Below are 22,835 nucleotides of genomic sequence, written 5' to 3'. Positions count from 1 at the left end.
CGCCGCTCACGCTAGGGGGAGGTGCAGACCGCGCCAACCCCTTCCGGAGCCTGGCTCAGTCGTCGTCGCGTTGCGCTCGCAGGTAGGTCAGGACGGCCAGGACCCGGCGGTGGTGCTCGGCGGCGTCCTCGGCCAGTTGCAGCTTGCCGAAGATGCTGGCGATGTGCTTCTCGACCGCCTTGGGCGTGACGAACAGCTGGGCCGCGATCCCGTTGTTCGACCTGCCCTCGGCCATCAGCCGCAGCACGTCCAGCTCCCGCGGCGACAGCGAGTCGATGACGCCCTTCTTCTCGCCGCGGGGGTGCTCGACCAGGCGTTTGGCGAGGACCGGCTCGATGACGATCTCGCCGGCCTCGATGCGGGCGAGCGTGTCGGTCAGGACGTCGACGCTGCCGACCTTCTCCTTGAGCCGGTAGCCGATGGCCTCGGTGCCGATCTGCAGGATCCGCATCAGGTAGTGGGCCTCGGCGTAGTGGGAGAGGAAGAGCAGTCCCATGTCGGCGTGCAGCGCCCGGAGCCGCTCGGCGGTCACCAGGCCGCCGTCGGGCCCGGGGGGCATGCGGATGTCCAGGATCGCCACGTCGGCGCGTTCGGTGTCCAGCAGCTCCACGAGTGCGTCCCCGTCGGCGGTGGAGCCGACGACCTCGTGGCCCGCGGCCTCCAGGAGCATGAGCAGCCCCTCACGGAACAGGGCGCCGTCCTCGGCCAGGGCTACTCGCACGGGATCCTCACCCTGATCGTCTCGGAGGTGGACGTCGCGGTGACGCCGACCTGGCCACCGAGCGCCCGGACCTGGTCCAGGACCTCGTCGGCGTACCGGACCGGCACCCCGTCCATGAGGACGACGAGGGCGTCCCCGTCGCGTCGCAGCACCACCTCGGCCGGCGGTCCCCCGGCCTCGAGCTGGGCGAGGCAGTGGGTGACGGCGAAGTAGACGACCCCCTCGACCTCCGGGCAGAAGCGCTCCTGCGGCGCCACGACCCGCAGGGGCACGGCGACGCGGTCGGCGAACTCGCCCAGCGCCGGACCCAGCCCGGCCTGGTCGAGCAACGGGGGGTAGATCTCCCGCGCGACCTCGCGCAGCTCCTGCAGCACCGTGTGCAACTGGTCCTGCAGGTCGTCGATCGAGAGTCGCACGCCGTCCTCGTCGTCCCCCAGCCGCTTGCGCACCACGCCGAGCTGCGGCACCAGTGCGGAGATCTGCAGCGACGCGCCGTCGTGCAGCCGGCGCTGCAGGCGCAGCCGGCGCAGCCACCGTTCGCGCTCGGTCTGCCGGGGGCCGCCCGAGCCGAGGTCGACCGGTCGCGGCGGCGGCTCGTGCGGAGGGGTCCGCTCCCCGCCCGCGGCACCGGGGGCGTCCGGCGAGCGCGCAGGCGTGGACGTCACGAGCCGATCCTGCGGCCGGGCCGGACCTGCGGGAATGGGGTGCGCACCCTCCCCGGGGTGGGGCAGGCCCCCGGGTCCGCCCGGCGGAGCCGGGCCGCCGTACGGGCGTCGCGCCTCCTGGAGCAGCCACCGCGCGAGGGTCAGGGCGAGGTTCAGCGGGTGCAGCTCCTGGACGCCGAGGGCGCCGACGGCACCGCGCCGGAGGGTCGCGGCCAGGGCCCCGGCGTCCAGGATCCCCAGGTCGGCGACCGCGGGGTCGCCGACCAGCTCCAGCAGCAGGTCCCGGTTGCGCAGCAGCCCGCGGTAGTAGACCTCGTTGAAGTGCCCCTTGCGCCGGCGCGTCGTGATCGGCTCGGGCAGCGCGCTGCGCATCGCGGCCCGCAGCAGCGGCTTGCCCGCGGTCGGCTCGGGCCGGGTGTTCGCGAGCACCCGCAGGCCCTCCCGCAGGACCCGCCGGTCGAGGAAGGGGTGCGAGACGACCAGGCCGGCGGGGTCGGCCACCGCCCACCGGACCGGGTCCCCGACCCGGCTGCGGATGCCGGCCAGGGCGAACCCGACCGCGGGGACCGGGTGCGACGCGGCCCCGGACACCGCCTGCTCGGCGAGGCGTTCGGCCAGGGCGGTGTCCCGGGCGAACTCCGGCCGGATCCACGGCGGGACGTCGGGCACCCGGCGGCGCCGGCGGGCCAGCACCGGGTCGATGCCGAAGGGGCGCAGCACCGTCCACGGGTCGGTGTCGTCCGCCGCCGCCCAGCGGCGCGCCTCCCGCCAGGCCGTGGCGAGCCGCCACCGGCGCAGGTCCTCCGCCAGGTGGAACGGGTGGGTGTCGAGCACCTCGTCGGCCCCGATGCCGGTGAGGACCCGCTGGGCACCCGCCTGCGCCGCCGCGAGGGTCAGTGCCCGGTCCATGCCCAGGCGCCACAGCCCGGGGTACGGCTCGTCGTGCTCGGGCGGGTCGGCGAAGACGTCGAAGTCCAGCAGGTCGTCCCCGTCGAGGCGCACCGACCGCAGCCCGGGCACGATGCCGAGCGCGTGCTCGACGTAGGGCGTCTCGCGCGCGAGCAGGGCCAGCTCCCGGTACACGACCGAGATCCCGGCGACGAGCGTGCACCGGCCGCGCTCGGCGGCGTCCGCGGCGCAGCGGAGCACGGCGGAGGAGTCCAGGCCGCCGGACACGTGGCAGGCCACCGCGCCGACCGCGCGCTCGGCGACCGCCGCGCCGAGCACCTCGCGGTAGCGGGCCACGGCACCGGAGATCGTCTCGCCGCGACCGCGGGCGGCGTCCAGTGGGGCGAACAGCGGGTGGACGGCGATCGTCAGCGCCGGCAGGTCGACCTGCAGGCACGCGCCGGCCGGGACCCGCGTGACGCCGCGGAACGGCGTGCTCGTCCCGGCCGGCTCGTGGACGGGGGACCGGCCGGCGAGGTGGTCGGCGAGGGAGTCGAGGTCCAGATCGGCCGGCCGGCCCCGCAGCCGGTGGAGCGTCGCGAGGTCGGTCGCGACGACGACCCGCCCGCCGAGACGCTCGCAGTAGAGCCGGTGCCCGCCCATGGGGTCGCGCACCGCGAGGACCCGGCCGGCGGCACGGTCGTGCAGCAGGAACGCGAAGTCGCCCTCGAGGGCCGCGAGGCCGACCCGACCGCCGCGGCGGTACACGCGGGCGACCCGCTCGGCGTCGTCGGGCCGGCCCGGCGCCTCCACGTGCAGGTCCGCGCGGTAGTGCAGCTCACCGAGCAGCACCACCGTGACGTCGCCGCCGCGGGAGCCGGTGACGAGCGCACCCGTCGCGGTCAGGACGGCGCCGGCCGGGTCGATCGTCGCGACCAGCCGGCTCCGGCTCATCGGGCGAGGGCCACGGGCTCGAACGCGGCGCACAGGTCGGGAGAGCTCCCGAGGACGACGTCGTCCTCCACCACGCACCAGCTGTGGGTGGCCAGCGGGTAGAAGCTCACGCCGAGCACCACGGCGGCCGGCAGCCCCGCCGCCCGCGCCTCCGCCAGGCAGACCACGGCCCGTTCCTTGCACGTGTGCCCGAGGACGCTGCGCGAGGCCGAGCGACGCACGCGCCGGTCGATCGCGGCGGCGGACGCTCTTCCCGGGGTACCCCGGAGCGGCAGGGACGTCCACCAGCGGAGCGTGCGGGACCAGCCCGCGGTGGCGAAGCAGGCGCGTGCCGCCGCCAGCAGGGCCCAGGTCCGGAGCGGCGGGTGCCCCACCCGGCGCAGCAGGGACAGCAGGGCGACGACGAGCGGGTCGACCCACCCGCCGCGTCGAACCGCCGTGGCCTCGATGCCGGGCGGGAGCTCCGCGAGCAGGTCGTCGAGGTCGGCCGCGACCTGCTCCTCGGGGACGGCGTGGCGCCGCGCCGCGGCGCGCACCGCCCCGGGGCGCCCGAGGCGCGTCAGGTCGGCGAGCAGCCCCGCGGCGATCGGGTCGACCGCGTAGAACGACCCCGCCAGGTCGAGCAGCCGGCCACTGCCGTCCGGGGCGGAGACCAGCAGCACGTCGGGGCCGAGCCGGACGGCCGCGCCGACGGTGACCTCACGGCTCCATGTAGTACCCGGTGTACCCGTCCTGGGCCTTGCCGTAGAGGCCCCCGCGGACCAGGCGGGGAGCGGGGCCGACGAGGAAGGCCCGCGGTCGGCGGTACTCCCGCCGTCCGGCGGGCTCCCCGACCACGGCCTCGTCGTGGACGGCCGGCCGGTCGGGGTCGGTCCCCTCCGGTGCACGGGGAGTGGACATGGGACCTCCTGGAGCGTGGATCGTCGGCCAGCCCTGTCCATGAGGCTGTGGTGTGGTGCCGGACGCCGGACCGGGGACGTCCCGCGGCGGGCCATCACCCGGGACGACGTCACAGACCACAGATCGATGGTCACGCGGGGTGCGCGCCGCACGGAAGAGGGCGGCCCCTACCTGGGGGTAGGGGGGACCCCACCTCCCCGGAGGGCGATTCCGCCCCTGATCACGCCCGCCGTCACTAGGCTGCTCGATCGTCAGCGGAGACGCAGCGAACTGCGGTCCCAGGGGGCGCCGTGGACTACTGCCTCGGGGTCGATCTCGGGACGACCTGTGTCGCGGCCGCGGTCGCCCGCGGGGGCCGGGTGGACATGGTGCCGCTCGGGGACCGCTCCGTGGTGATCCCCTCGACCGTCTACGTCCGGGACGACGGGCGGCTCGTCACCGGTGACGCCGCCGCGCGGCGGGCCGTGAGCAACCCGGACCGGGTGGCGTCGGAGATCAAGCGTCGGCTGGGGGACCCGACCCCCGTCGTGCTCGGCGGGTCGGCCTACCCGGTGACCGACCTGCTCGGCGTGCTGCTCCGGGACGTGCTGACGAAGGTCGACGCCGAGCAGGGTGGACCTCCCGACGCGGTGGTGCTCACCCACCCCGCCACCTGGGGGCCCTACCGGCGGGAGCTGTTCGAGGAGGTGCCCCGCGCGGCCGGGGTGGAGCAGTGGCGGATGGTCACCGAGCCCGAGGCCGCCGCCGCCCACTACGCGGCGACCCGCGAGATGGACGTGGGCGAGGTCATCGCCGTCTACGACTTCGGCGGCGGCACGTTCGACGCGACCGTCGTCGGCCGCACCGAGACCGGCATCGAGGTGCTGGGCACCCCGGAGGGGATCGAACGGCTCGGCGGGACCGACCTCGACGAGTCGGTCCTGACCTTCGTCAACCACGCCGCGGGCGGCGCCCTCGCCGAGCTCGACCTGGGGGACGCCCGGACCGTCGTCGCGCTGGCCCGGCTGCGGCAGGACTGCATCCTGGCCAAGGAGGCCCTGTCCCTCGACACCGAGACCGTCATCCCGCTGTTCATCCCGGGCCGGCACATGGACGTCGCGCTCACCCGCGGCCAGTTCGAGGGCCTGATCCGGGCCCAGGTGGAGTCCACGATCGGCACGCTCCACCGGGCGCTGCGGTCGGCGGACGTCGCGCCGAGCCGGCTGTCGGCGGTCCTGCTGGTCGGCGGCTCCGCGCAGATCCCGTTCGTGGCGCAGACGGTCGCCGAGCAGCTGGGTTGCCCGACGATCGTCGACGCCCACCCCAAGCACCCGGTCGCCCTCGGGGCGGCCACCGTGGCGTCGTCGTCCGGACAGCCGCCCGGCCCGGTCCAGGGCGCGGGCCCCTCGCCGAGCAGGGACGCCCGGTCGGGGCCCGCGGCCGGGGAGACGGTGCGGGTCGCGGACCGGGCACCGGCCGGCGCCGGACTGCCGACCCAGCGGTCCTCCGCCGAGGCGGACGCCGGGGAGCGTGGGCGCACGGCGTCCGGACCGGCGCCCCAGGCCGACCCCTTCCCCGCCGGGAACGGACGGCCGGCGCTCCGGGAGGCGGCGAACGTCGCGGCGACGGTCGCCGGCGCCTCGGCCGACGCCGCGCGGCCGGCCGCCGGGGCGGTGGAGGCCCCCGCACCGGGGGGCGCGGCGCCGCTCGTCGCACCGGGCGCGCTCCCGGACGACCGGTCCGCCGGCGGGGGCGGCGAGCGCGTGGACGGAGCCCCGCCCCCGACGGGCCCGTTCCCGGGCGGAGCGCCGCCCGGAGCACTGCCCCCGGCGGACGGCTGGGGCGGCGAACCGCCCGTGCCGCCGCCGGGACCCCCTGCGCAGGGCGAGGAGCGGCCCCCGCCGGGACCGGGCCGTGGACGACGGTGGCGCGAGCTCCGCCGGGGGACGGTGGTCGCTCTCCTGTGCACGGCGCTGGCCGTCGTCCTGGTCGTCGTGCTGGTCGTCGTCCTGACCCGCCCCGACGGCGCGTCCGACGGGGGAGCGGGTCCCACCGCGCAGACCTCGGCCGGGTCGACGTCACCCGAGCCGGCTCCGCCCTCCGCCCAGGCGCCCGCCCCCGCGGTGCCGATCCCGTCACTGGGCACGCCCGTACCGGTCGGGCCGACGCCGAACTTCGTCGCCGCCACCCCCAACGGCAACCAGCTGTACGTGGCCAACGGCGAGGCCGGGGTCATCACGGTCGTCGACACGGCGGTGGACCAGGTGACCGCGACGATCGACGTCCCCGCCGGCCCTCCGCAGTACCTGGCCTTCTCTCCCGACGGCCGCCGGATCTACGTCAGCGTGTGGAACGACGAGCGCACCATCGCCGTGCTGTGCGTCGTGGACGCGACGCGCAACGCCGTCGTCGACACGATCCCGATGGCCAGCCGGCCGTTCGTCCCCGCCGTTCCGCCGGACGGGGACCGGGTCTACGTCCCCAACCACGACACCGGCAACATCGCGGTGATCGACCCGGACACGGACGCCGAGCTGTACTACATCACCGTGCCGCCCAACCCGCACTGGGTGTCGTTCACGCGCGACGGCGCGCGCGCCTACGTGGCCAACCACGAGTCGAACCTGGTGTCGGCCGTGGACGTCGCGAGCAACGAGGTGGTCGCGACCGTGCCGGTCGGCACCAGCCCGCACAGCCTGGCGGTGCACCCCACCCGGCCGCTGGTCGGCAACGTCAACTACGACTCGGCCTCGGTGACCTTCATCGACACGACCACCGACACGGTGGTGGCGACCGTCCCGGTCGGTCAGCACCCGCAGTACTTCACCTGGTCCGCGGACGGCCGGTTCGCCTACACGGTCAACAACTCCGACAACTCCGTCTCGGTCATCGACGTCGAGACCTTCGCGGTCACCGCGACGGTCCCGACCGGGGCGTCGCCGACGTCGATGACGGTCCTGCCCGACGGGGAGACCGCCTACGTCAGCGACGAGGACGCCGGGACGCTGACGGTGCTGAACGTCGGCGGCTGATCGGCGTCCCAGCACCGGGGGTCGGACAGCTCCAGGTGCAGGTCCAGCAGCGCGTCCAGGCGGTCGCGGGAACGGGCGACGGCGGCGCGGTGCGCAGGGGTGTCCTTCGCCTGCTGGGCGCGGCGGGCGGCGACGAGGTCCGCCCGAGCCTGGGCGAGGTCGGCGGTGAGTTCGTCCACGAGGGTGTGCGCGGGGGCGAGCATCGGGATCTCCAGGGTCGGTGTCCGGGCGGGCGGGTGCGGGAGGCGGCGGGGGTCAGGCGGCGGTGGCCGGGCTCGGGTGCTGCGCGGCCGGGGCGCCGGCCCGGTGGTGGTGCAGGCGGGTGAGGTGCCAGGCGGTGCAGTCGGGGCAGGAGGCGATCCAACGGCTGTGGCGGAAGCACCGGGGGGTGGTCATCGCTGGCTCCTCGGGGGCGAGGCGGGGGGTTCGGCGTTGTCCTGCTGCCTGTCGAGACTGGTCGGGCGGCCGCGCCGGGGACATCGCGTCAACCCCCCGGTTCGCCGCGCCGCCCCCCGATTCCGCCCGGGGGGCCGCACCGGCGCCCGGGGCGGGTCCGCACGGGGGCCCGCCCCACCCGGAGGCGGGGGGCGGGACCTGCCGGTCCTGGGGTCTGCTCGATGGCCCGGCGGGACCGTCGGCGACAGCGTTTCTCCCTGCCAGTGCGAACCGACACCACGCCCTCCCGGGGAACGCGCGCCGCGCGGCGTTCCCCGCGCGGCGGCACCCCTGCCGTCGTCCTGCCGTCGCCGGCCGGAGGAGTCGTGGTCCGTGATCGAGGGAGATCCCGCATGACCGCACCGCCGTCCCCCGGCCCGCCGCGCGCCCTGCTGGTCGAGGGCATCCACCCGACCGCCGCCGACCTGCTGACCGCGGCCGGCTTCGACGTCGACCAGGTCGACCGGGCGCTGGACGAGCAGGAACTCGTCTCGCGGCTCGACGGCGTCCAGGTGCTGGGCCTGCGGTCGGGTACGTCCGTGACCGCCGACGTCCTGGCGCAGGCCCCGGACCTGCGGGCGATCGGGGCGTTCTGCATCGGCACCAACCAGATCGACCTGGCGGCGGCCCGCGAGCGCGGGGTGGCGGTGTTCAACGCGCCGTTCTCCAACACCCGCAGCGTGGTCGAGCTGGCACTGGCCGAGATCATCGCGCTCACCCGCCGGCTGACCGTCCACGACGACGCCATGCACACCGGGCTGTGGCGCAAGTCGGCCAAGGGCAGCCACGAGGTGCGCGGCCGGCGTCTGGGCATCGTCGGGTACGGCAAGATCGGCAGCCAGCTGTCGGTGCTCGCCGAGGCGCTCGGCATGCGGGTGTCCTTCTACGACACGGCCGACTGCCTCGCCCTGGGCAACGCGCGCCGGTGCGCCACGCTGGACGAGCTGCTCCGCTGCTCGGACGTGGTGACGCTGCACGTCGACGGCCGGCCGGGCAACAGCGGCCTGTTCGGCGAGGAGCAGTTCGCGGCGATGCTGCCCGGGGCGATCTTCCTCAACCTCTCCCGCGGCTTCGTCGTCGACCAGCAGGCGCTGCGCCGGAACATCGACAGCGGCCACCTGGCCGGTGCCGCCGTGGACGTCTTCCCGCTGGAGCCGTCGGCCGCGGGGGAGCCCTTCGAGTCCGACCTGCGCGGGCTGCCCAACGTGATCCTCACGCCGCACATCGGCGGATCCACCGAGGAGGCGCAGGAGGACATCGGGGACTTCGTCGCGGCCAAGCTGCTCGGCTTCCTGCAGCGCGGCAACACGGCGCTGAGCGTCAACCTGCCGGAACTGCAGCCCCCCGACCCGGGCACGCGGACCCGCCTGGTGCTGCTGCACCGCAACCAGCCGGGGGCGCTCGGCCACCTCGGCAGCGTGCTGGCCGACGCGGGTCTGAACGTGGCGCAGCAGGTGCTAGCCACCTCCGGGCCGGTGGGCTACGTGGTCACCGACGTGGACGGCACGCTCGGCCCGGCCGTCCTCGACCGGTTGCGCGGCCTGCCGGAGACCATCCGGCTCGACGTGCTGCCCGCCTGAGCCGAGATCGCGCCGCCCGGTGTCCCGCTCCCCGGAGCGGGGCGCCGGGCCGTCCGCGCGCCCGTTCCCGGCCGCCCGCGCGGGCACCCGCCGCCGACGGTGGGGTTCCGGGGTGGGGTCCACCCCCACCCGGGACTCGGGACCGGACCGCCGGTTCTGGGGGAAGCCCGATCGATCGCCGACGCGCCGCGCCGCAGGCTTCTCGCGAGGAGATCGCACCCCTCCCGAGAACCCGAATCCCGCCCGACAGGGGGACCGACGTGCCCATCATCTCCGCTCCGCAGGAATTCAACGAAGAGGACCTGTACGTCGACCTCCGCCCGGTCTTCGGGCAGTCCCTCTTCCTCAAGTGCGAGGGCCTCAACTTCGCCGGCTCGGTCAAGCTGAAGGCCGCCACGCGGATGGTCGAGATCGCCGAGCGCCGCGGGCAGCTGCGGCCCGGGTCGATCCTGGTGGAGTCCTCGTCCGGCAACCTGGGCGTGGCCCTGAGCATGATCGCCGCCAGCAAGGGCTACGGGTTCCGGTGCGTGACCGACCCCCGGTGCAACCTGGCCACCCGGCAGCTGATGGAGGCCCTGGGCGCCGAGGTGTACGTGATCACCGAGCCGGACCCGGCCGGTGGCTTCCTCAAGGCGCGGATCGACCACGTGCAGGCGCTGTGCGCCGCGGACGACCGGTACGTGTGGCTCGACCAGTACCGCAACCCGGGCAACTGGGGCGCGCACTACCGGACGACGGCGCCGGCGATCGCCCGCCAGTTCCCCGACCTGGACGTGCTGTTCGTCGGGGCGGGCACGACCGGCACCCTGATGGGCTGCGCCCGCTGGTTCCGCGAGTGGCACCGCCCCGTCCGCATCGTCGCCGTCGACGCCGTGGGCTCGGTGTCCTTCGGTGCTCCCCCCGCCACCCGGGTCATCCCCGGCCTCGGCATGGCGATCCGCCCCCCGATGCTCGACGACGCCTACGTCGACGAGGTCACCTGGGTGGAGGAGGCCGACACCATCCGCACCTGCCACCGGCTGGCCCGGCGCGGCTTCCTCTTCGGCGGCTCCACCGGGACCGTGGTCAGCGGCGCCGTGGACTGGCTGGCCCGCCACGACGCGGAGGGGCTCACGGCGGTCACCATCTCCCCCGACCTCGGCGAGCGCTACCTCGACACCATCTACCAGCCCAACTGGGTCCAGGACCTCTTCGGCGAGGACGCGCTCCGTGCCGACGACGGGGCCGAGCCGGAGCCGGTCGTGCCGGAGCCGCGGTCCCCGGAGTCCTCGTCGGTCCTGTCCGCCCTGCGGTGAGGCGGCAGCACCGGTGACCGCGACAGCACAGGCGACTTCCCACGCCCGGGCACACGCCCGGACCTCTCCTCCGACGACGCTGGGAGTTCACGACGTGGCGAACCCGATCACGGTCCAGACGGCGGCCCCCGCAGCGGACCCGGCCGTGCAGGACGAGCACGCCTCCCCGACCGGGGACACCCAGGCCGCCCTGTCCGGGGTGCTGGCCGACCTGGTGGGCGTCGAGCAGGTGCCCGCGGACAGCGACTTCTTCCAGGACCTGGGTGCGGACTCGATGGTCATGGCCCGGTTCTGCGCCCGGGTGCGCAAGCGGGCGGACCTGCCGACGGTCTCGATCAAGGACGTCTACCAGTACCCGACCATCGCGGCCCTGGCGGCGGCGGTGTCGCCCAGCGGCGGAGCCGAGCCCGCTCCCGCCGGGGCCGAGGCCGCGTTCGCCGAGGTGCTCGCCGGGGTCCTCGAGGCCGAGGCCGTGCCGGTCGAGGCCCACTTCTTCGACGACCTGGGTGCGGACTCCATGGTGATGGCGCGGTTCTGCGCTCGCGTGCGCAAGCGGCCTGACCTGCCCTCGGTCTCGATCAAGGACGTCTACGCGCACCCGACGGTCCGCGACCTGGCGGCGGCGCTCGCGACCGACGTGCCCGCCCCCGCGGTGCCCGCCGCTGTCGAGACCCCGGCCGCCGCGCGGGCCGCTGCACCGACCGTGGCACACCGGGCCACCACCGGGCAGTACGTGCTGACCGGGGCGCTGCAGCTCCTGCTCTTCTCGGCGTACTGCTACCTCACCGGCGCCGTCTTCGTGTGGAGCTTCGAGTGGATCTCCGCCGGCGGTTCCCTGGTGGATGACTACCTGCGGGCGGTGGTGGCCGGTGGCACGACGTTCCTGGTCGCGGTCAGCCTGCCGATCCTGCTGAAGTGGCTGCTCGTCGGCCGGTGGAAGCCGCAGCAGATCCCGATCTGGACCCTGGGCTACGTCCGCTTCTGGCTGGTGAAGACCTTGGTCATGTCCAACCCGCTGGTGCTGTTCGCCGGCTCGCCGGTCTACAACCTCTACCTGCGGGCGCTGGGCGCGAGGGTCGGCCGCGGCGCGGTGGTCTTCACCAAGCACGCGCCCGTGTGCACCGACCTGATCACCATCGGCGCGGGCACGGTCGTCCGCAAGGAGGCCTACCTCAACGGGTACCGCGCGCACTCCGGCTGGATCCAGACCGGCCCGGTCACCATCGGGGCCAACGCGTTCGTCGGCGACAAGTCCGTGCTCGACATCGGCACCTCGATCGGCGACGGCGCCCAGCTCGGCCATGCCTCCTCGCTGCACGCCGGACAGGCGGTCCCGGCGGGGGAGCGCTGGCACGGGTCACCGGCGCAGCCGACGAGCTCGGACTACCAGCGGATCGAACCGGCCTCCTGCAGCACCGTGCGACGGGCCGCCTACGGCACCGGGCAGCTCCTCACCACGCTGCTCGTGTACCTGCCGCTGGCGTTCGGCGGCGTGGTCGCGGTCCTGACCTCGCAGCCGAGGCTGGCCGCGCTGCTGGAGCCGGGCCCGGCGGCCCTGACGTCGGTGGCGTTCTACCAGTTCGCGCTCGTCCTGTCCCTGGTGCTGTTCTTCGGCGGCATCGTCGTCCGCTACCTGTTCGTCGCGGCCGTCGCCCAGGTCCTCGGCCGCGCCGTGAAGCCCGACGTGGTCTACCCCCTGTACGGCCTGCGCTACTCGATCCACCGGGCGGTCCTGCACTTCGCCAACAGCAAGTTCTTCGCCGTGCTCACCGGCGACAGCTCCTACGTCGTCGGCTACCTGCGCAGCATCGGGTACCGGCTCGGTCGGCCGGTGGTCCAGACCGGGTCGAACTTCGGCAACGAGGTGAAGCACGAGGCCCCCACCCTGACCTCCGTCGGCCGGGGGACGGTCGTCGCCAGCGGGATCTCGTTCCTCCACGCCACCTACTCGAGCACGTCCTTCCGCCTGTCCCGTACCTCCCTGGGGGCCGACAGCTTCCTCGGCAACGACATCGTCTACCCCCCGGACGGCCGGACCGGTGACAACGTCCTGCTCGCCACCAAGGTCCTGGTCCCGATCGACGGGGAGGTCCGGGAGAACGTCGGGCTGCTGGGGTCGCCCGCCTTCGAGATCCCGCGCACGGTGGAGCGCGACAGCCAGTTCATCCAGATGGCGCACGACGAGCAGTTCCCCCGCCGGCTGGCCGCGAAGAACCGGTTCAACCTGCGCACCATCGGGCTGTACCTGACGGCGAAGTGGTTCTACGTCTTCGTCCTCGCCCTGCTCGCCATGACCGTGCTGGACTTCCTGGACGAGCTCGGGGTGTGGGCGATCGCGCTGGCCACCCCGGTCGTCCTGCTCTTCAGCCTCGTCTACTTCTGCCTGCTCGAGGGCGCCGCGACACGGTTCCGGGGCCTGCCGCCGATGCACTGCTCGATCTACACGAGGGACTTCTGGCGGTCCGAGCGCTTCTTCAAGTTCTGTGCCCGGGTGGCCGTGCACCGGATGGCCGTGGGCACCCCGTTCGCCTCGGTGCTCTGGCGGATCGTGGGCGTCCGGCTGGGCAAGCGGCTGTTCGACGACGGGGTGTCCATGGCCGAGAAGACCCTCGTGACCATCGGGGACGACGTCACCCTCAACGCCGGATCGGTCGTCCAGTGCCACTCCCAGGAGGACTACGCCTTCAAGTCCGACCGGGTCTCGATCGGCTCCGGCTGCACCCTCGGCGTCGCCGCCTTCGTCCACTACGGCGTGACCGCGGGCGACGACGTGGTCCTCGCCGCCGACTCCTTCCTGATGAAGGGCGAGGAGGTGCCGGACGGCGAGCGCTGGGGCGGCAACCCCGCGCGGGAGATGCCCGAGGCCCTGACGCCCGCGACGCCCCCGCAGCTGCCGGCCCCCCGGCCCGCTGCCGACTCCGCCGCCCTCGCCGGCACCAGGTGATCACGGAATGAGTGGAGGAACCACCCCCATGGACCAGCTGATGGACACCGGCCGGGACTTCTGGCGCGGCGTGCTCTCCGCCGGCGGCTCCACCGCCGTCCCGCGGTGGACACTCGCCCCGGCACCGGGCGTCGCCGAGCACGAGGCTCCGATCCCGGAGGGCTGCGCGGCGGCCCTGCACCGGCTGGCCGAGGAGCTCGAGGCCCCGCTCGCCTCGGTGCTGCTGGCCGCGCACGCCGTCGTGCTGGCCGCCCTGGCCGGCGAGCGCGAGGTCGTCACCGGCTACGTCGCCGAGGCCGGCGGGCGGCCGCTGCCCTGTCGGCTCACCACCGAGCCGGCCACGTGGCGGGCGGTGCTGGCAGCCGCCCACGGCGCCGAGGCCGACCTGCAGGCGCACCGGAGCTTCCCGGTCGACGACCTCAGGCGTGACCTGTCCCTGCCGGAGCCGTCGTTCGAGACCGTGGTCGACCCGATCGGCGCCGCGGGGGAGCTGGCCCGCACGACGGTGCTGGAGGTGGCGATGGCCGGGGACGGCAGCCGGCCGCTGCTGCGGCTGCGGTACCGGACCGACGCGCTCGACGCCGGCGCGGCCGCCCGGATCGCGGGCTACCACCTCACCGCGCTCGAACTGATGGCCGCCGACCCCGACGCGGAGCACCGGCGGCAGAGCCTGCTCTCCGCCGAGGAACTGACCCTTCAGCTCGAGGGCCTCGGCGGTCCCCACCGGGACCTGCCCGACCGGCCGGTGCACGAGCTCTTCGAGGAGCGGGTCGCGGCCCACCCGGGCGCCGTCGCCGTGGTGTGCGGCGACCGGGAGTGGACCTACCGCGAGCTCAACGCGCGGGCCAACCGGCTCGGCCGGGCCCTCCTGGCGCGCGGCCTGCGTCCCGAGGAGGTGGTCGCGGTCGTGCTGGAGCGCGACCTCGAGTGGGTCGCCGCCGTCCTGGCCGTCTACAAGGCCGGCGGGACCTACCTGCCGCTCGAGCCGCACTTCCCGGCGGGCCGGATCGGCACCGCGCTCGCCCGCGCGGAGTGCCGGGTCGTGCTCACCGAGGACCGGAGCAGCACCACGCTGGACCAGGCCCTGGAGACGCTGCCCGACGTCGAGCGGTTGCCGGTCGCCGCCGCGTGGGCGGAGGGGCACGCCGACGACGACCTCGGCGTCCCGGTGGCGATGGACCAGCTGGCGTACGTGCTGTTCACCTCCGGCTCCACCGGTGAGCCCAAGGGGGTGCTGTGCGAGCACGCCGGGCTGATCAACCACCTGTACGCCAAGATCGCCGACCTGGGCCTCGCCGAGGGCGCGGTGGTGCCCCAGACCGGGCCGCAGTGCTTCGACATCTCGATCTGGCAGATGGTCGCCGGGCTGGTGCTCGGCGGGCGGACGCTGGTGGTCCCGCAGGAGGTCGTCCTCGACGTCGAGCGGCTCGTCGACACCCTCGTCGAGCAGCGCGCCGCGGTGCTGCAGGTGGTGCCGTCCTACCTCGACGTCGTGGTGAGCTACCTGGAGCAGCACCCGCGCGCCCTGCCCGACCTGCACACCGTCTGCCCGACCGGCGACCTGCTGAAGAAGGAACTGGTCGAGCGCTGGTTCGCCGTGCAGCCCGGCATCCCGATGGTGAACACCTACGGGCTGACCGAGACCTCGGACGACGCCGTCCACCTGGTCATGGACCGGCCGCCCGCCGGGGACCGCGTCCCGCTCGGACGGCCCGTCCTCAACACCTCCGTCGACGTGGTCGACGCGAACGGCGTGCCGGTGCCGCTGGGTGCCCCGGGTCTGATCGTCTTCTCGGGGATCTGCGTGGGGCGCGGGTACGTCAACGACCCCGAGCGCACCGCCGAGGTGTTCCGCCCCGACCCCAACCGGCCCGGCCGGCGGATCTGCCGGACCGGCGACCACGGCCGCTGGCTGCCCGACGGCACGCTGGACTTTCTCGGCCGCCGCGACAACCAGGTGAAGATCCGCGGCTTCCGCATCGAGATCGGCGAGGTCGAGAGCGCACTCCTGCGGGTGCCCGGGATCCGCGACGGTGCCGCGGTCGTCGCCGAGGGCGCCGACCGGACGCCGCGCCTGGTGGCCTTCTACTGCGGTCCGCGGGCGCTCGAGGACGACGCCCTGCGGGAGCGGCTGACCGGCGCCCTGCCCGAGTACATGGTCCCGTCGGCCGTCCACTGGCAGGAGGCGCTGCCGTTGACCCCGAACGGCAAGGTCGACCGGAAGACCCTGACGGCCCTCGCCACGGAGCTCGGGGCGGTCGAGGGCAGCCGCGTTCCGCCGAGCACGCCGACCGAGCAGCGGGTGGCCGCCGCCTGGGCCCGGGTGCTCGGCATCGGCGAGGAGCAGATCGGCCGAGGGGACTCCTTCTTCGACCGCGGCGGCACCTCGCTGTCGGCGGTCAAGCTCGCCATCGCCCTCGACCGCGCCGTCACCCTGCCCGAGCTCATGGCCCACCCCGTCCTCGCCGACCTCGCCGCCCTCCTCGACGGCAGGTCCGACGGGCGACGCGGACTCCCCGCGACGCTCCCGGGACCGGATCCCGCCGGGGCCGCGACGTGCCGCACCGCAGCGGCGGGCTCCCGGTGACCGCCGGCCCGCGTCGTCCCACCCCCACCGCCCACCCCGATCGAGAGGACCCGCACGTGTCGTCGTACGTCTCATCCGCACTGCCCGACGTGGACCTGCAGCCCGGCCGGCCTCCGGTCCTGCGCGTGGCGGCCGCCGGCGACGCGGCGGGGTGGGCGACCGAGCACCGGGACGCGCTGCGCGCGGTCGTCGCCGAGCACGGTGCGGTGATGGTCCGCGGTCTCGGGCTGCACGGCCCCATCGAGGTCGGCGCCGTCCTCGGCCGGCTCACGGACGGCCTCGTGACCGAGCGGGAGTCCTTCACGCCGCGCCGGCCCTACGGCGAGGGCCTGTACTCCGCGACCGCCTGGCCGGCCAACCAGCAGATGTGCATGCACTCCGAGCTCAGCTACGCCGTCGAGTTCCCCGGCCTGCTGCTGTTCGCCTGCCTGGTCGCGCCGACGGCGGGCGGGGCGACGCCGCTGGCCGACGCCGCGGCCGTCCTCGACGCGCTCCCGACCGAGCTCGTCGACCGGTTCGAGCGGCAGGGCTGGCTGCTGACCCGCACCTACAACGACGAGATCGGCGCCTCCTACGCCGAGGCGTTCGGCACCGACGACCGCGGCGCCGTCGAGGGGTACTGCCGGGCCGCCGCGATCGAGTTCCAGTGGCAGCCCGACGGCGGGCTGCGCACCCGGCAGCGGCGCAGCGCCGTGGTCCGGCACCCCGTCACGGGCCGGCGCTGCTGGTTCAACCAGGTCGCCTTCCTCAACGAGTGGACCCTGGCGCCCGAGATCCGCGAGTACCTCGTCGACGTCTACGGCGAGGACGGCCTGCCCTTCACCACCCGCTTCGGGAACGGCGAGCCGATCGGCGCGGACGTCGTCGCGCAGATCAACGAGGTGTACGAGGCCCACACCGTGCGCGAGCCCTGGCAGGCCGGCGACCTGCTGCTCGTGGACAACATCCGCACCGCACACGCCCGGGAGCCCTTCGAGGGCCCGCGCGAGGTCCTCGTCGGCATGGCCGACCCGGTGCGCCTGACCGACTGCTCGCCGACCGTCGAGGTGGCCCGGTGACCGCCGCCGTCGGATCCGACCCCAGGGAGACCGCCGTGCCCCAGCCGACCGCCGTGCCGACGTTCGCCGTCGTGACCGGAGCGCAGGTGCAGGAGGCGCTGCGCGGACGCGAGAAGGAGATCGTCGAGCTGGTCGAGGCCACCTACCGGCTGCACGGCGCCGGGGACACGGTGAACCCGCCGTCGTACTTCCTGCGCTTCCCCGACCGGCCGTCGTCGCGGATCATCGCGCTGCCGGCCTCGCTCGGCGGGGACGAGCGGGTGGACGGCCTGAAGTGGGTCTCCAGCTTCCCGGACAACGTCGCGGCCGGGATCCCCCGCGCCTCGGCGGTGCTGATCCTCAACGACTCCGCCACCGGCTACCCGTTCGCCTGCATGGAGGCCTCGATCATCAACGCCACCCGCACGGCCGCCTCGGCCGCGCTCGCCGCGGACCGGCTCTCGCAGGGCCGGCCCCGGCCCACCCGGATCGGCTTCTTCGGCGTGGGGCTCATCGCCCGCTACATCCACGCCTTCCTGGCCGGCACCGGCTGGACCTTCGACGAGATCGGCGTCCACGACACGGTCCCCGCCAGCGCCGCCGGCTTCCGCAGCTACCTCGAGCGGACCGGGACGGCCGCACCGATCACGGTCCACGACCGCGCCGAGGACCTGATCCGCTCCAGCGACCTGGTCGTCTTCGCCACCGTCGCCGGCACCCCACACGTCCACGACCGCTCCTGGTTCGACCACGACCCGCTGGTCCTGCACGTCTCGCTGCGCGACCTCGACCCGGAGATCCTGCTCACCTCGGCCAACGTCGTCGACGACGTCGAGCACTGCCTGAAGGCCGACACGTCGCCGCACCTGGCCGAGCAGCTCACCGGCAACCGGGACTTCCTCACCGGCACCCTCGACGACGTCCTCACCGGCCGCGTCGTCGTCCCGACCGACCGGCCGGTCGTCTTCTCGCCGTTCGGCCTCGGGGTGCTCGACCTCGCTGTCGGCAAGTACGTCTACGACCGGACGGCGGCCTCGGGCCACCTGCACACCGTCGACGACTTCTTCACCGACCTGCGCCGCCACGGCTGACCGGCGCGGCATCCCCCTTCGGCGTCCGGTCCCGCAGCGGCCCCGCCGACCCATGCACGCCTGAGGAGGCGACATGTCCATCGTTCCCCGCATCGGTGTCATCGGTCTGGGCACCACCGGTCGCGCCGTCGCGCACCGACTGCTCGACGACGGGTTCGAGGTCACCGTCCACGACCGCGACGCCTGGACGGTGGCCGCGATGGTGGAGACGGGTGCCAGGCCCGCGCGGATCCCGGCGGACGCGGCCGAACCGGCCGACGTCGTCCTGGTCTCCGTGCCCGGCGAGGCGGCCGCCGAGGAGGTGCTGTTCGACTGCGGGGGAGTGGGGGAGACCCTGCGGGGCGGCGGGGTCGTCGTCGTCACCTCCCCGACCGGCCCCGTCTTCGTCCTCTCGGCCGCCGCGCGGCTGGCGGCGTTCGGGGTGCACACCCTGGAGGCGTGGTTCGCCGGGGACGCCGGCCGCCCGACGACCACGGTGTTCGTCGGCGGCAGCTGCGAGGGGTTCGCGACGGCGGCCCCGGCGCTCGGGGCGGCCGCGGAGCGCGTCGTGCACGTCGGTCCACTGGGATCGGTCTGCGCGCTGAGGGCCGCGGTGGAGGCGCTGGGACGTCCCGCCGAGGGACCGACCGTCGACGGCGCCACGCTGCCCCACCCGAGGACGGCGGTGACCGCGCCCGCGGCGGACGGCGTCGCCCCGGGCGTCCTGACCCTCGACGAGCTGATGGACGTCGTGGGCACCGTGCGCCGGCGCGACCCCGGGCGGCGACCGGCGCCGAGCGCGGCCGCGGTCGAGCCCCGGTCCGGCGCCAACTGCCTGGGGCTGGGATCCGTGCAGTTCGAGGACGTGATCACCGAGCTGGAGCGCAGCTGCGGCATCCCCCTGCACCGGGAGGCCGTGCAGTGCAGCACGCCCGCGGAACTCGTGGCCCTGGTCAACCGGCAGGTGACGTCGGGCGTGTGACGCGGTCGCGCCGCCGACGCTCCCCGACAGGAGGAGAGGACACGTGAGAACGGATCGCTGGAACGGCTCGGTCTGGCCGGGAGAGGACGCCGGGCGTCCGCACCCGCACCCGCGGACCGGGGCCCAGGGGGCGCACGAGGCGACGGTCACGCCGCTGCAACCCCGCCGAGGCGGCGCGCCGCACCCGTCGCGCGCGTCGCGGCCGGGGGCGCCCGGCTCCCTGCGGGAGGCCACCGCTCGCGTCGCCCGTCGTCGGCGCGAGGCGGTGGACGGGCCGGACCCGGCCGCCACGACCCGGCGGCGGGCCGAGGGCAGGCTGACCGCGCGGGAGCGGATCGACCTGCTGCTCGACGAGGACTCGTTCGTGGAGCTGGGCCCCTTCGCGCGGCACCGGGCGACCGGCTTCGGGCTGGAGCACCGCCGGCCGGACACCGACGGGGTCGTGACCGGCTGGGGCACGGTCGACGGCCGGCGGGTGTGCGTGTTCGCGCACGACTCCCGGGTCTTCGGCGGGGCGCTCGGAGAGGTCTTCGCGGCCAAGGTCCACACGCTGATGGACCTGGCCGAGTCGACGGGCGTGCCGATCATCGGGCTCAACGAGGGCGGCGGCGCGCGGATCCAGGAGGGCGTGGACGCGCTGGCCGGGTTCGGCGGCATCTTCCGGCGCAACGTGCGGGCCTCGGGCGTCATCCCGCAGATCTCGGTCGTCTTCGGCGCGTGCGCGGGCGGGGCCGTGTACTCACCGGCGCTGACCGACTTCGTCTTCGCCGTCCGGGACGCGGCGCGGATGTTCATCACCGGTCCCGACGTGGTCGCCGCGGTGACCGGGGAGCGGATCAGCCCGGAGGACCTCGGCGGAGCGGCCGTGCACGCCTCGCGCACCGGCGTGGCCACCTTCCTCTCCGACGACGAGGAGAGCTGCCTGGAGGACGTCCGCTACCTGCTGTCCTTCCTGCCCGACAACAACCAGGAGACGCCGGCACCCGCGGCGTCGGCCGACCCGGCGGACCGGCCCTGCGAGGCGCTGCTCGACGTCGTCCCGGTCGAACCTAACCGCGCGTACGACGTCCGGGACGTGATCGCCGAGATCGTGGACGACGGCGAGTACCTGGAGGTGCACGCCGGCTGGGCCCGCAACGTCGTCTGCGCACTGACCCGCCTCGGCGGCTCGGTGGTGGGGGTCGTGGGCAACCAGCCGTCGGTGCTCGCCGGGGTGCTCGACATCGACGCCGCGGAGAAGGCCGCCCGCTTCGTGCGGACCTGCGACGCGTTCAACATCCCGCTGGTTACCCTGGTCGACGTCCCGGGCTTCCTGCCCGGTGCCGGGCAGGAGCACGCCGGGATCATCCGGCGCGGGGCCAAGCTGCTGTACGCGTACTGCGACGCGACCGTGCCGCGGATCCAGGTGATCCTCCGCAAGGCCTACGGCGGGGCCTACATCGTCATGGACTCCAAGTCCGTGGGCTCGGACCTCTCCTTCGCCTGGCCGTCCAACGAGGTCGCCGTCATGGGTGCCGACGCCGCGGCCAGCATCGTCTTCCGCCGGGAGATCGCGGCCGCCGAGGACCCGGAGGCCAGGCGGGCGGAGCTGGTCGGGGAGTACGCCGAGCGGCTGATGACGCCCTACGCCGCGGCCGAGCGTGGCCTGGTGGACGACGTCATCGACCCGCGGGACACCCGCGCCGTCCTCATCCGGTCCCTGGAGCTCCTGCGCTCCAAGCGGCAGGTGCTGCCGCACCGCAAGCACGGCAACGTCCCGCTCTGACCGGGCGACGCGCGTGGACCCGGCACCGGTCTCGATCGTCAGGGGCGAGCCCACGGCGGAGGAGCTCGCCGCGCTCCTCGCCGTGCTGCAGGCCTGCGCGCCGCCTCCTCGGCCGCCCGCCGGCCCGGCGCCGGTCCGGCGTGCCCCGCGAGGCCCGGGCCGCCCGTGGCAGGGCCCGGCGTCGTGGTCACCGGGACCGCGCGCCTGGAGCCCCTCGCGCCAGTGAGCGATCCCCCGCTCCGGCGGGGGGTCAACCCCCGCCGGGAAACGGGGGATCGCGACGGCCGTGCGGGGGCTGGCGCGATGTCCCGGGGGTCCCGGTCCGGCGACGCTCGTGCCAGAGGAACTCCACAGCCACTGCCGGCCTCGACCAGCGGACGGGCACTCCGATCCGGAGATCACGATGAACACCTACGACCCCGCCGACAGCATCCGCTACGTGCACCTGGCTCCGGAGCCGGCCCCGAGGAGCACGCCGCGCGTCGAGGAGTCGCGGTGCGACCCGCTGCCGACCGGCTACGCGAACCAGTCGCCGCGGACCCGCCTGCGGTCCGACGCGAGATCGGCCCGGGTGCCGTCCTCCCGCGCTCGTCGGACGGCGTGACCGCGGCGCCCTCCGCCGCACCGTGCCGCCCACCACCGTCGAGGACAGCCCCGTCGCCGTCGCCGTTGCCGTCCCACGAACGAGGAGATCATGTCGAGTTCTGCGTGCGCACCGTCAGCCGTGATCGACGCACCTGCGGCGGCTGCCGCCCCGCCACCGGCCGGCCCACCCGGCAAGACGCGGTTCCAGGGCGTCGACATCGCCCGCGGGGTCGCCCTGATCGGGATGCTCGCGGCGAACGTCTTCGAGGTGTTGACTGCCGACGGCCGGACGACACTGGCCGGGGAGACGGTGATCGGGCGAGCCGCGACGATGTTCGCGATGGTGGCCGGCATCAGTCTGGCCTTCATCACCGGCGGGCGACGCCCGGTGCAGGGACGCGCGCGCCGAGCGGCCAGGGCGAGCATCGCCGTCCGCGCCCTGGCGATCGGCGCCATCGGCCTCGCCCTGGGCTACGTCGCCATCGAGGGCCTCTGGGTGATCCTCCCGTACTACGGCCTGTTCTTCCTGCTGGCCCTCCCGCTGATCGGCCTCCGGCCGCGCACGCTGGTCGGGATCGCCGCCGCCCTGGTCGCGGTCGGCCCGCTCGTCCTGCTGGCGGCCAACCACCTGGAGTGGGAGTCGGCGCTGGACGAGAGCGACCCGACGTTCGGCACCCTCGTCACCCACCCGCTCGGCCTGCTCCAGGACCTGCTCGTCACCGGCTGGTACCCCGCGGTGGTCTACATGGCCTACATCTGTGTGGGGCTGGCCATCGGGCGGCTCGACCTGTCCTCCACCAGGGTCGCCGTCCGGCTGGCGGTCGGCGGGCTGGCGCTGGCGGTCGCGGCGTGGATCGCGTCATCGGTGCTCGTGTTCCACCTCGGTGGCCTGCCGTCCCTGCTCGCCGCCTCGGATGACGTGACCCCGACCGAGCTCGTCTGGGACTCCGACCCGCTGGACACCTGGTGGTGGCTGGCGCTGCGCGTGCACCACTCCGGCACGCCGCTGGACATGCTGCACACCCTCGGGTCGGCGATCGCCGTCCTCGGCGTCGTGCTGCTCCTGGCCAAGGTCCCCGGCGTCCGCCGCCTGCTGTGGCCGGTGGGGATCGCCGGCGCCATGACCCTGACCGTGTACTCCGCCCACGCGGTCGTGCTGGCCACGCCGCTGTTCCGCGGCGACCCGACCGCGCTCTGGCTGACCCTCGTGGCCGCTGCGCTGGTCTTGGGGGTCCTCTGGAACCGGTGGATGGGGCAGGGGCCCCTGGAGCGGCTGGTGGCCGTCCCGGCCAACCGCGCCCGCCGCGCGGTGCTGGACGCTCCGACCGGGTCGGCCGCTCCCTGAGCGGGCGAGCACCGGCCGTCAGGCGTGGGACGACCTCCTCGATCCGCGCCTGACGGCGCTCCGGTGCCATG

Annotated in this window: 18 protein-coding genes; 12 read left to right on the top strand and 6 right to left on the bottom strand. The window is 74.8% G+C overall.

What is annotated here, in order from left to right:
- Positions 1 to 55: 55 nt before the first annotated feature.
- From ACI782_RS22245 to ACI782_RS22230, 4 genes are read right to left on the bottom strand one after another with little or no spacing between them, the layout of a single operon-like run.
- Positions 56 to 721, bottom strand: coding sequence for a response regulator transcription factor (locus ACI782_RS22245; RefSeq protein ID WP_456912283.1), 666 nt, complete (start codon positions 719 to 721; stop codon positions 56 to 58).
- Positions 712 to 3,228: an asparagine synthase-related protein gene (locus tag ACI782_RS22240; protein WP_456912282.1), complete on the bottom strand. Its 2,517-nt coding sequence runs from the start codon at positions 3,226 to 3,228 to the stop codon at positions 712 to 714. The genes ACI782_RS22245 and ACI782_RS22240 overlap by 10 nt, the downstream gene beginning before the upstream one ends.
- Positions 3,225 to 3,890, bottom strand: a complete 666-nt coding sequence (locus ACI782_RS22235) for a lasso peptide biosynthesis B2 protein (protein WP_456912281.1) — start codon at positions 3,888 to 3,890, stop codon at positions 3,225 to 3,227. Before ACI782_RS22235 ends, ACI782_RS22240 begins: the two co-directional genes overlap by 4 nt.
- Positions 3,891 to 3,927: 37 nt before the next feature.
- Positions 3,928 to 4,128: a hypothetical protein gene (locus ACI782_RS22230; RefSeq protein ID WP_456912280.1), complete on the bottom strand. Its 201-nt coding sequence runs from the start codon at positions 4,126 to 4,128 to the stop codon at positions 3,928 to 3,930.
- A gap of 290 nt (positions 4,129 to 4,418) precedes the next feature.
- Here ACI782_RS22230 and ACI782_RS22225 point away from each other — a divergent pair, with 290 nt between their 5' ends.
- A complete protein-coding gene (locus tag ACI782_RS22225) occupies positions 4,419 to 7,139 on the top strand; it encodes an Hsp70 family protein (RefSeq protein WP_456912279.1) in 2,721 nt (906 codons plus the stop codon).
- On the opposite strand, the gene ACI782_RS22220 is transcribed toward ACI782_RS22225, so the two are convergent.
- Entirely contained in the window at positions 7,085 to 7,342 is a 258-nt protein-coding gene (locus tag ACI782_RS22220) for a hypothetical protein (protein WP_456912278.1), read from the bottom strand. The genes ACI782_RS22225 and ACI782_RS22220 overlap by 55 nt on opposite strands.
- A gap of 52 nt (positions 7,343 to 7,394) precedes the next feature.
- Positions 7,395 to 7,535, bottom strand: coding sequence for a hypothetical protein (locus ACI782_RS22215; protein ID WP_456912277.1), 141 nt, complete (start codon positions 7,533 to 7,535; stop codon positions 7,395 to 7,397).
- A gap of 392 nt (positions 7,536 to 7,927) precedes the next feature.
- Between ACI782_RS22215 and serA the strand changes: the two genes are divergently transcribed.
- The 11 genes from serA to ACI782_RS22160 all read left to right on the top strand — a co-directional run bounded on the left by serA (position 7,928) and on the right by ACI782_RS22160 (position 22,764).
- Complete coding sequence (serA, locus tag ACI782_RS22210) at positions 7,928 to 9,154, top strand: phosphoglycerate dehydrogenase (RefSeq protein ID WP_456912276.1); 1,227 nt, start codon at positions 7,928 to 7,930, stop codon at positions 9,152 to 9,154.
- Between the two features lie 260 nt (positions 9,155 to 9,414).
- Entirely contained in the window at positions 9,415 to 10,449 is a 1,035-nt protein-coding gene (gene sbnA, locus ACI782_RS22205; protein ID WP_456912275.1) for a 2,3-diaminopropionate biosynthesis protein SbnA, read from the top strand.
- Positions 10,450 to 10,543: 94 nt separating this feature from the next.
- Complete coding sequence (locus ACI782_RS22200; RefSeq protein ID WP_456912274.1) at positions 10,544 to 13,393, top strand: Pls/PosA family non-ribosomal peptide synthetase; 2,850 nt, start codon at positions 10,544 to 10,546, stop codon at positions 13,391 to 13,393.
- Positions 13,394 to 13,421: 28 nt separating this feature from the next.
- A complete protein-coding gene (locus tag ACI782_RS22195) occupies positions 13,422 to 15,980 on the top strand; it encodes a non-ribosomal peptide synthetase (RefSeq protein WP_456912273.1) in 2,559 nt (852 codons plus the stop codon).
- Between the two features lie 56 nt (positions 15,981 to 16,036).
- Positions 16,037 to 17,038: a TauD/TfdA family dioxygenase gene (locus ACI782_RS22190; protein WP_456912272.1), complete on the top strand. Its 1,002-nt coding sequence runs from the start codon at positions 16,037 to 16,039 to the stop codon at positions 17,036 to 17,038.
- Entirely contained in the window at positions 17,035 to 18,108 is a 1,074-nt protein-coding gene (gene sbnB / locus ACI782_RS22185; protein ID WP_456912270.1) for a 2,3-diaminopropionate biosynthesis protein SbnB, read from the top strand. Before ACI782_RS22190 ends, sbnB begins: the two co-directional genes overlap by 4 nt.
- Positions 18,109 to 18,181: 73 nt before the next feature.
- Positions 18,182 to 19,069, top strand: a complete 888-nt coding sequence (locus ACI782_RS22180) for an NAD(P)-binding domain-containing protein (RefSeq protein WP_456912269.1) — start codon at positions 18,182 to 18,184, stop codon at positions 19,067 to 19,069.
- Between the two features lie 43 nt (positions 19,070 to 19,112).
- On the top strand, positions 19,113 to 20,834 hold the full coding sequence (locus ACI782_RS22175; protein WP_456912267.1) for an acyl-CoA carboxylase subunit beta: 1,722 nt from the start codon (positions 19,113 to 19,115) through the stop codon (positions 20,832 to 20,834).
- A gap of 13 nt (positions 20,835 to 20,847) precedes the next feature.
- A complete protein-coding gene (locus ACI782_RS22170; RefSeq protein ID WP_456912266.1) occupies positions 20,848 to 21,060 on the top strand; it encodes an acyl-CoA carboxylase epsilon subunit in 213 nt (70 codons plus the stop codon).
- Positions 21,061 to 21,237: 177 nt separating this feature from the next.
- Positions 21,238 to 21,438, top strand: a complete 201-nt coding sequence (locus tag ACI782_RS22165; RefSeq protein ID WP_456912265.1) for a hypothetical protein — start codon at positions 21,238 to 21,240, stop codon at positions 21,436 to 21,438.
- Between the two features lie 120 nt (positions 21,439 to 21,558).
- A complete protein-coding gene (locus ACI782_RS22160; RefSeq protein ID WP_456912264.1) occupies positions 21,559 to 22,764 on the top strand; it encodes a heparan-alpha-glucosaminide N-acetyltransferase domain-containing protein in 1,206 nt (401 codons plus the stop codon).
- Positions 22,765 to 22,835: the final 71 nt, after the last annotated feature.

The organism is Geodermatophilus sp. SYSU D00703 (assembly GCF_054050155.1).
Note: the sequence above shows the minus strand (reverse complement) of the source record. Positions and strands in the feature narration are given on the sequence as shown.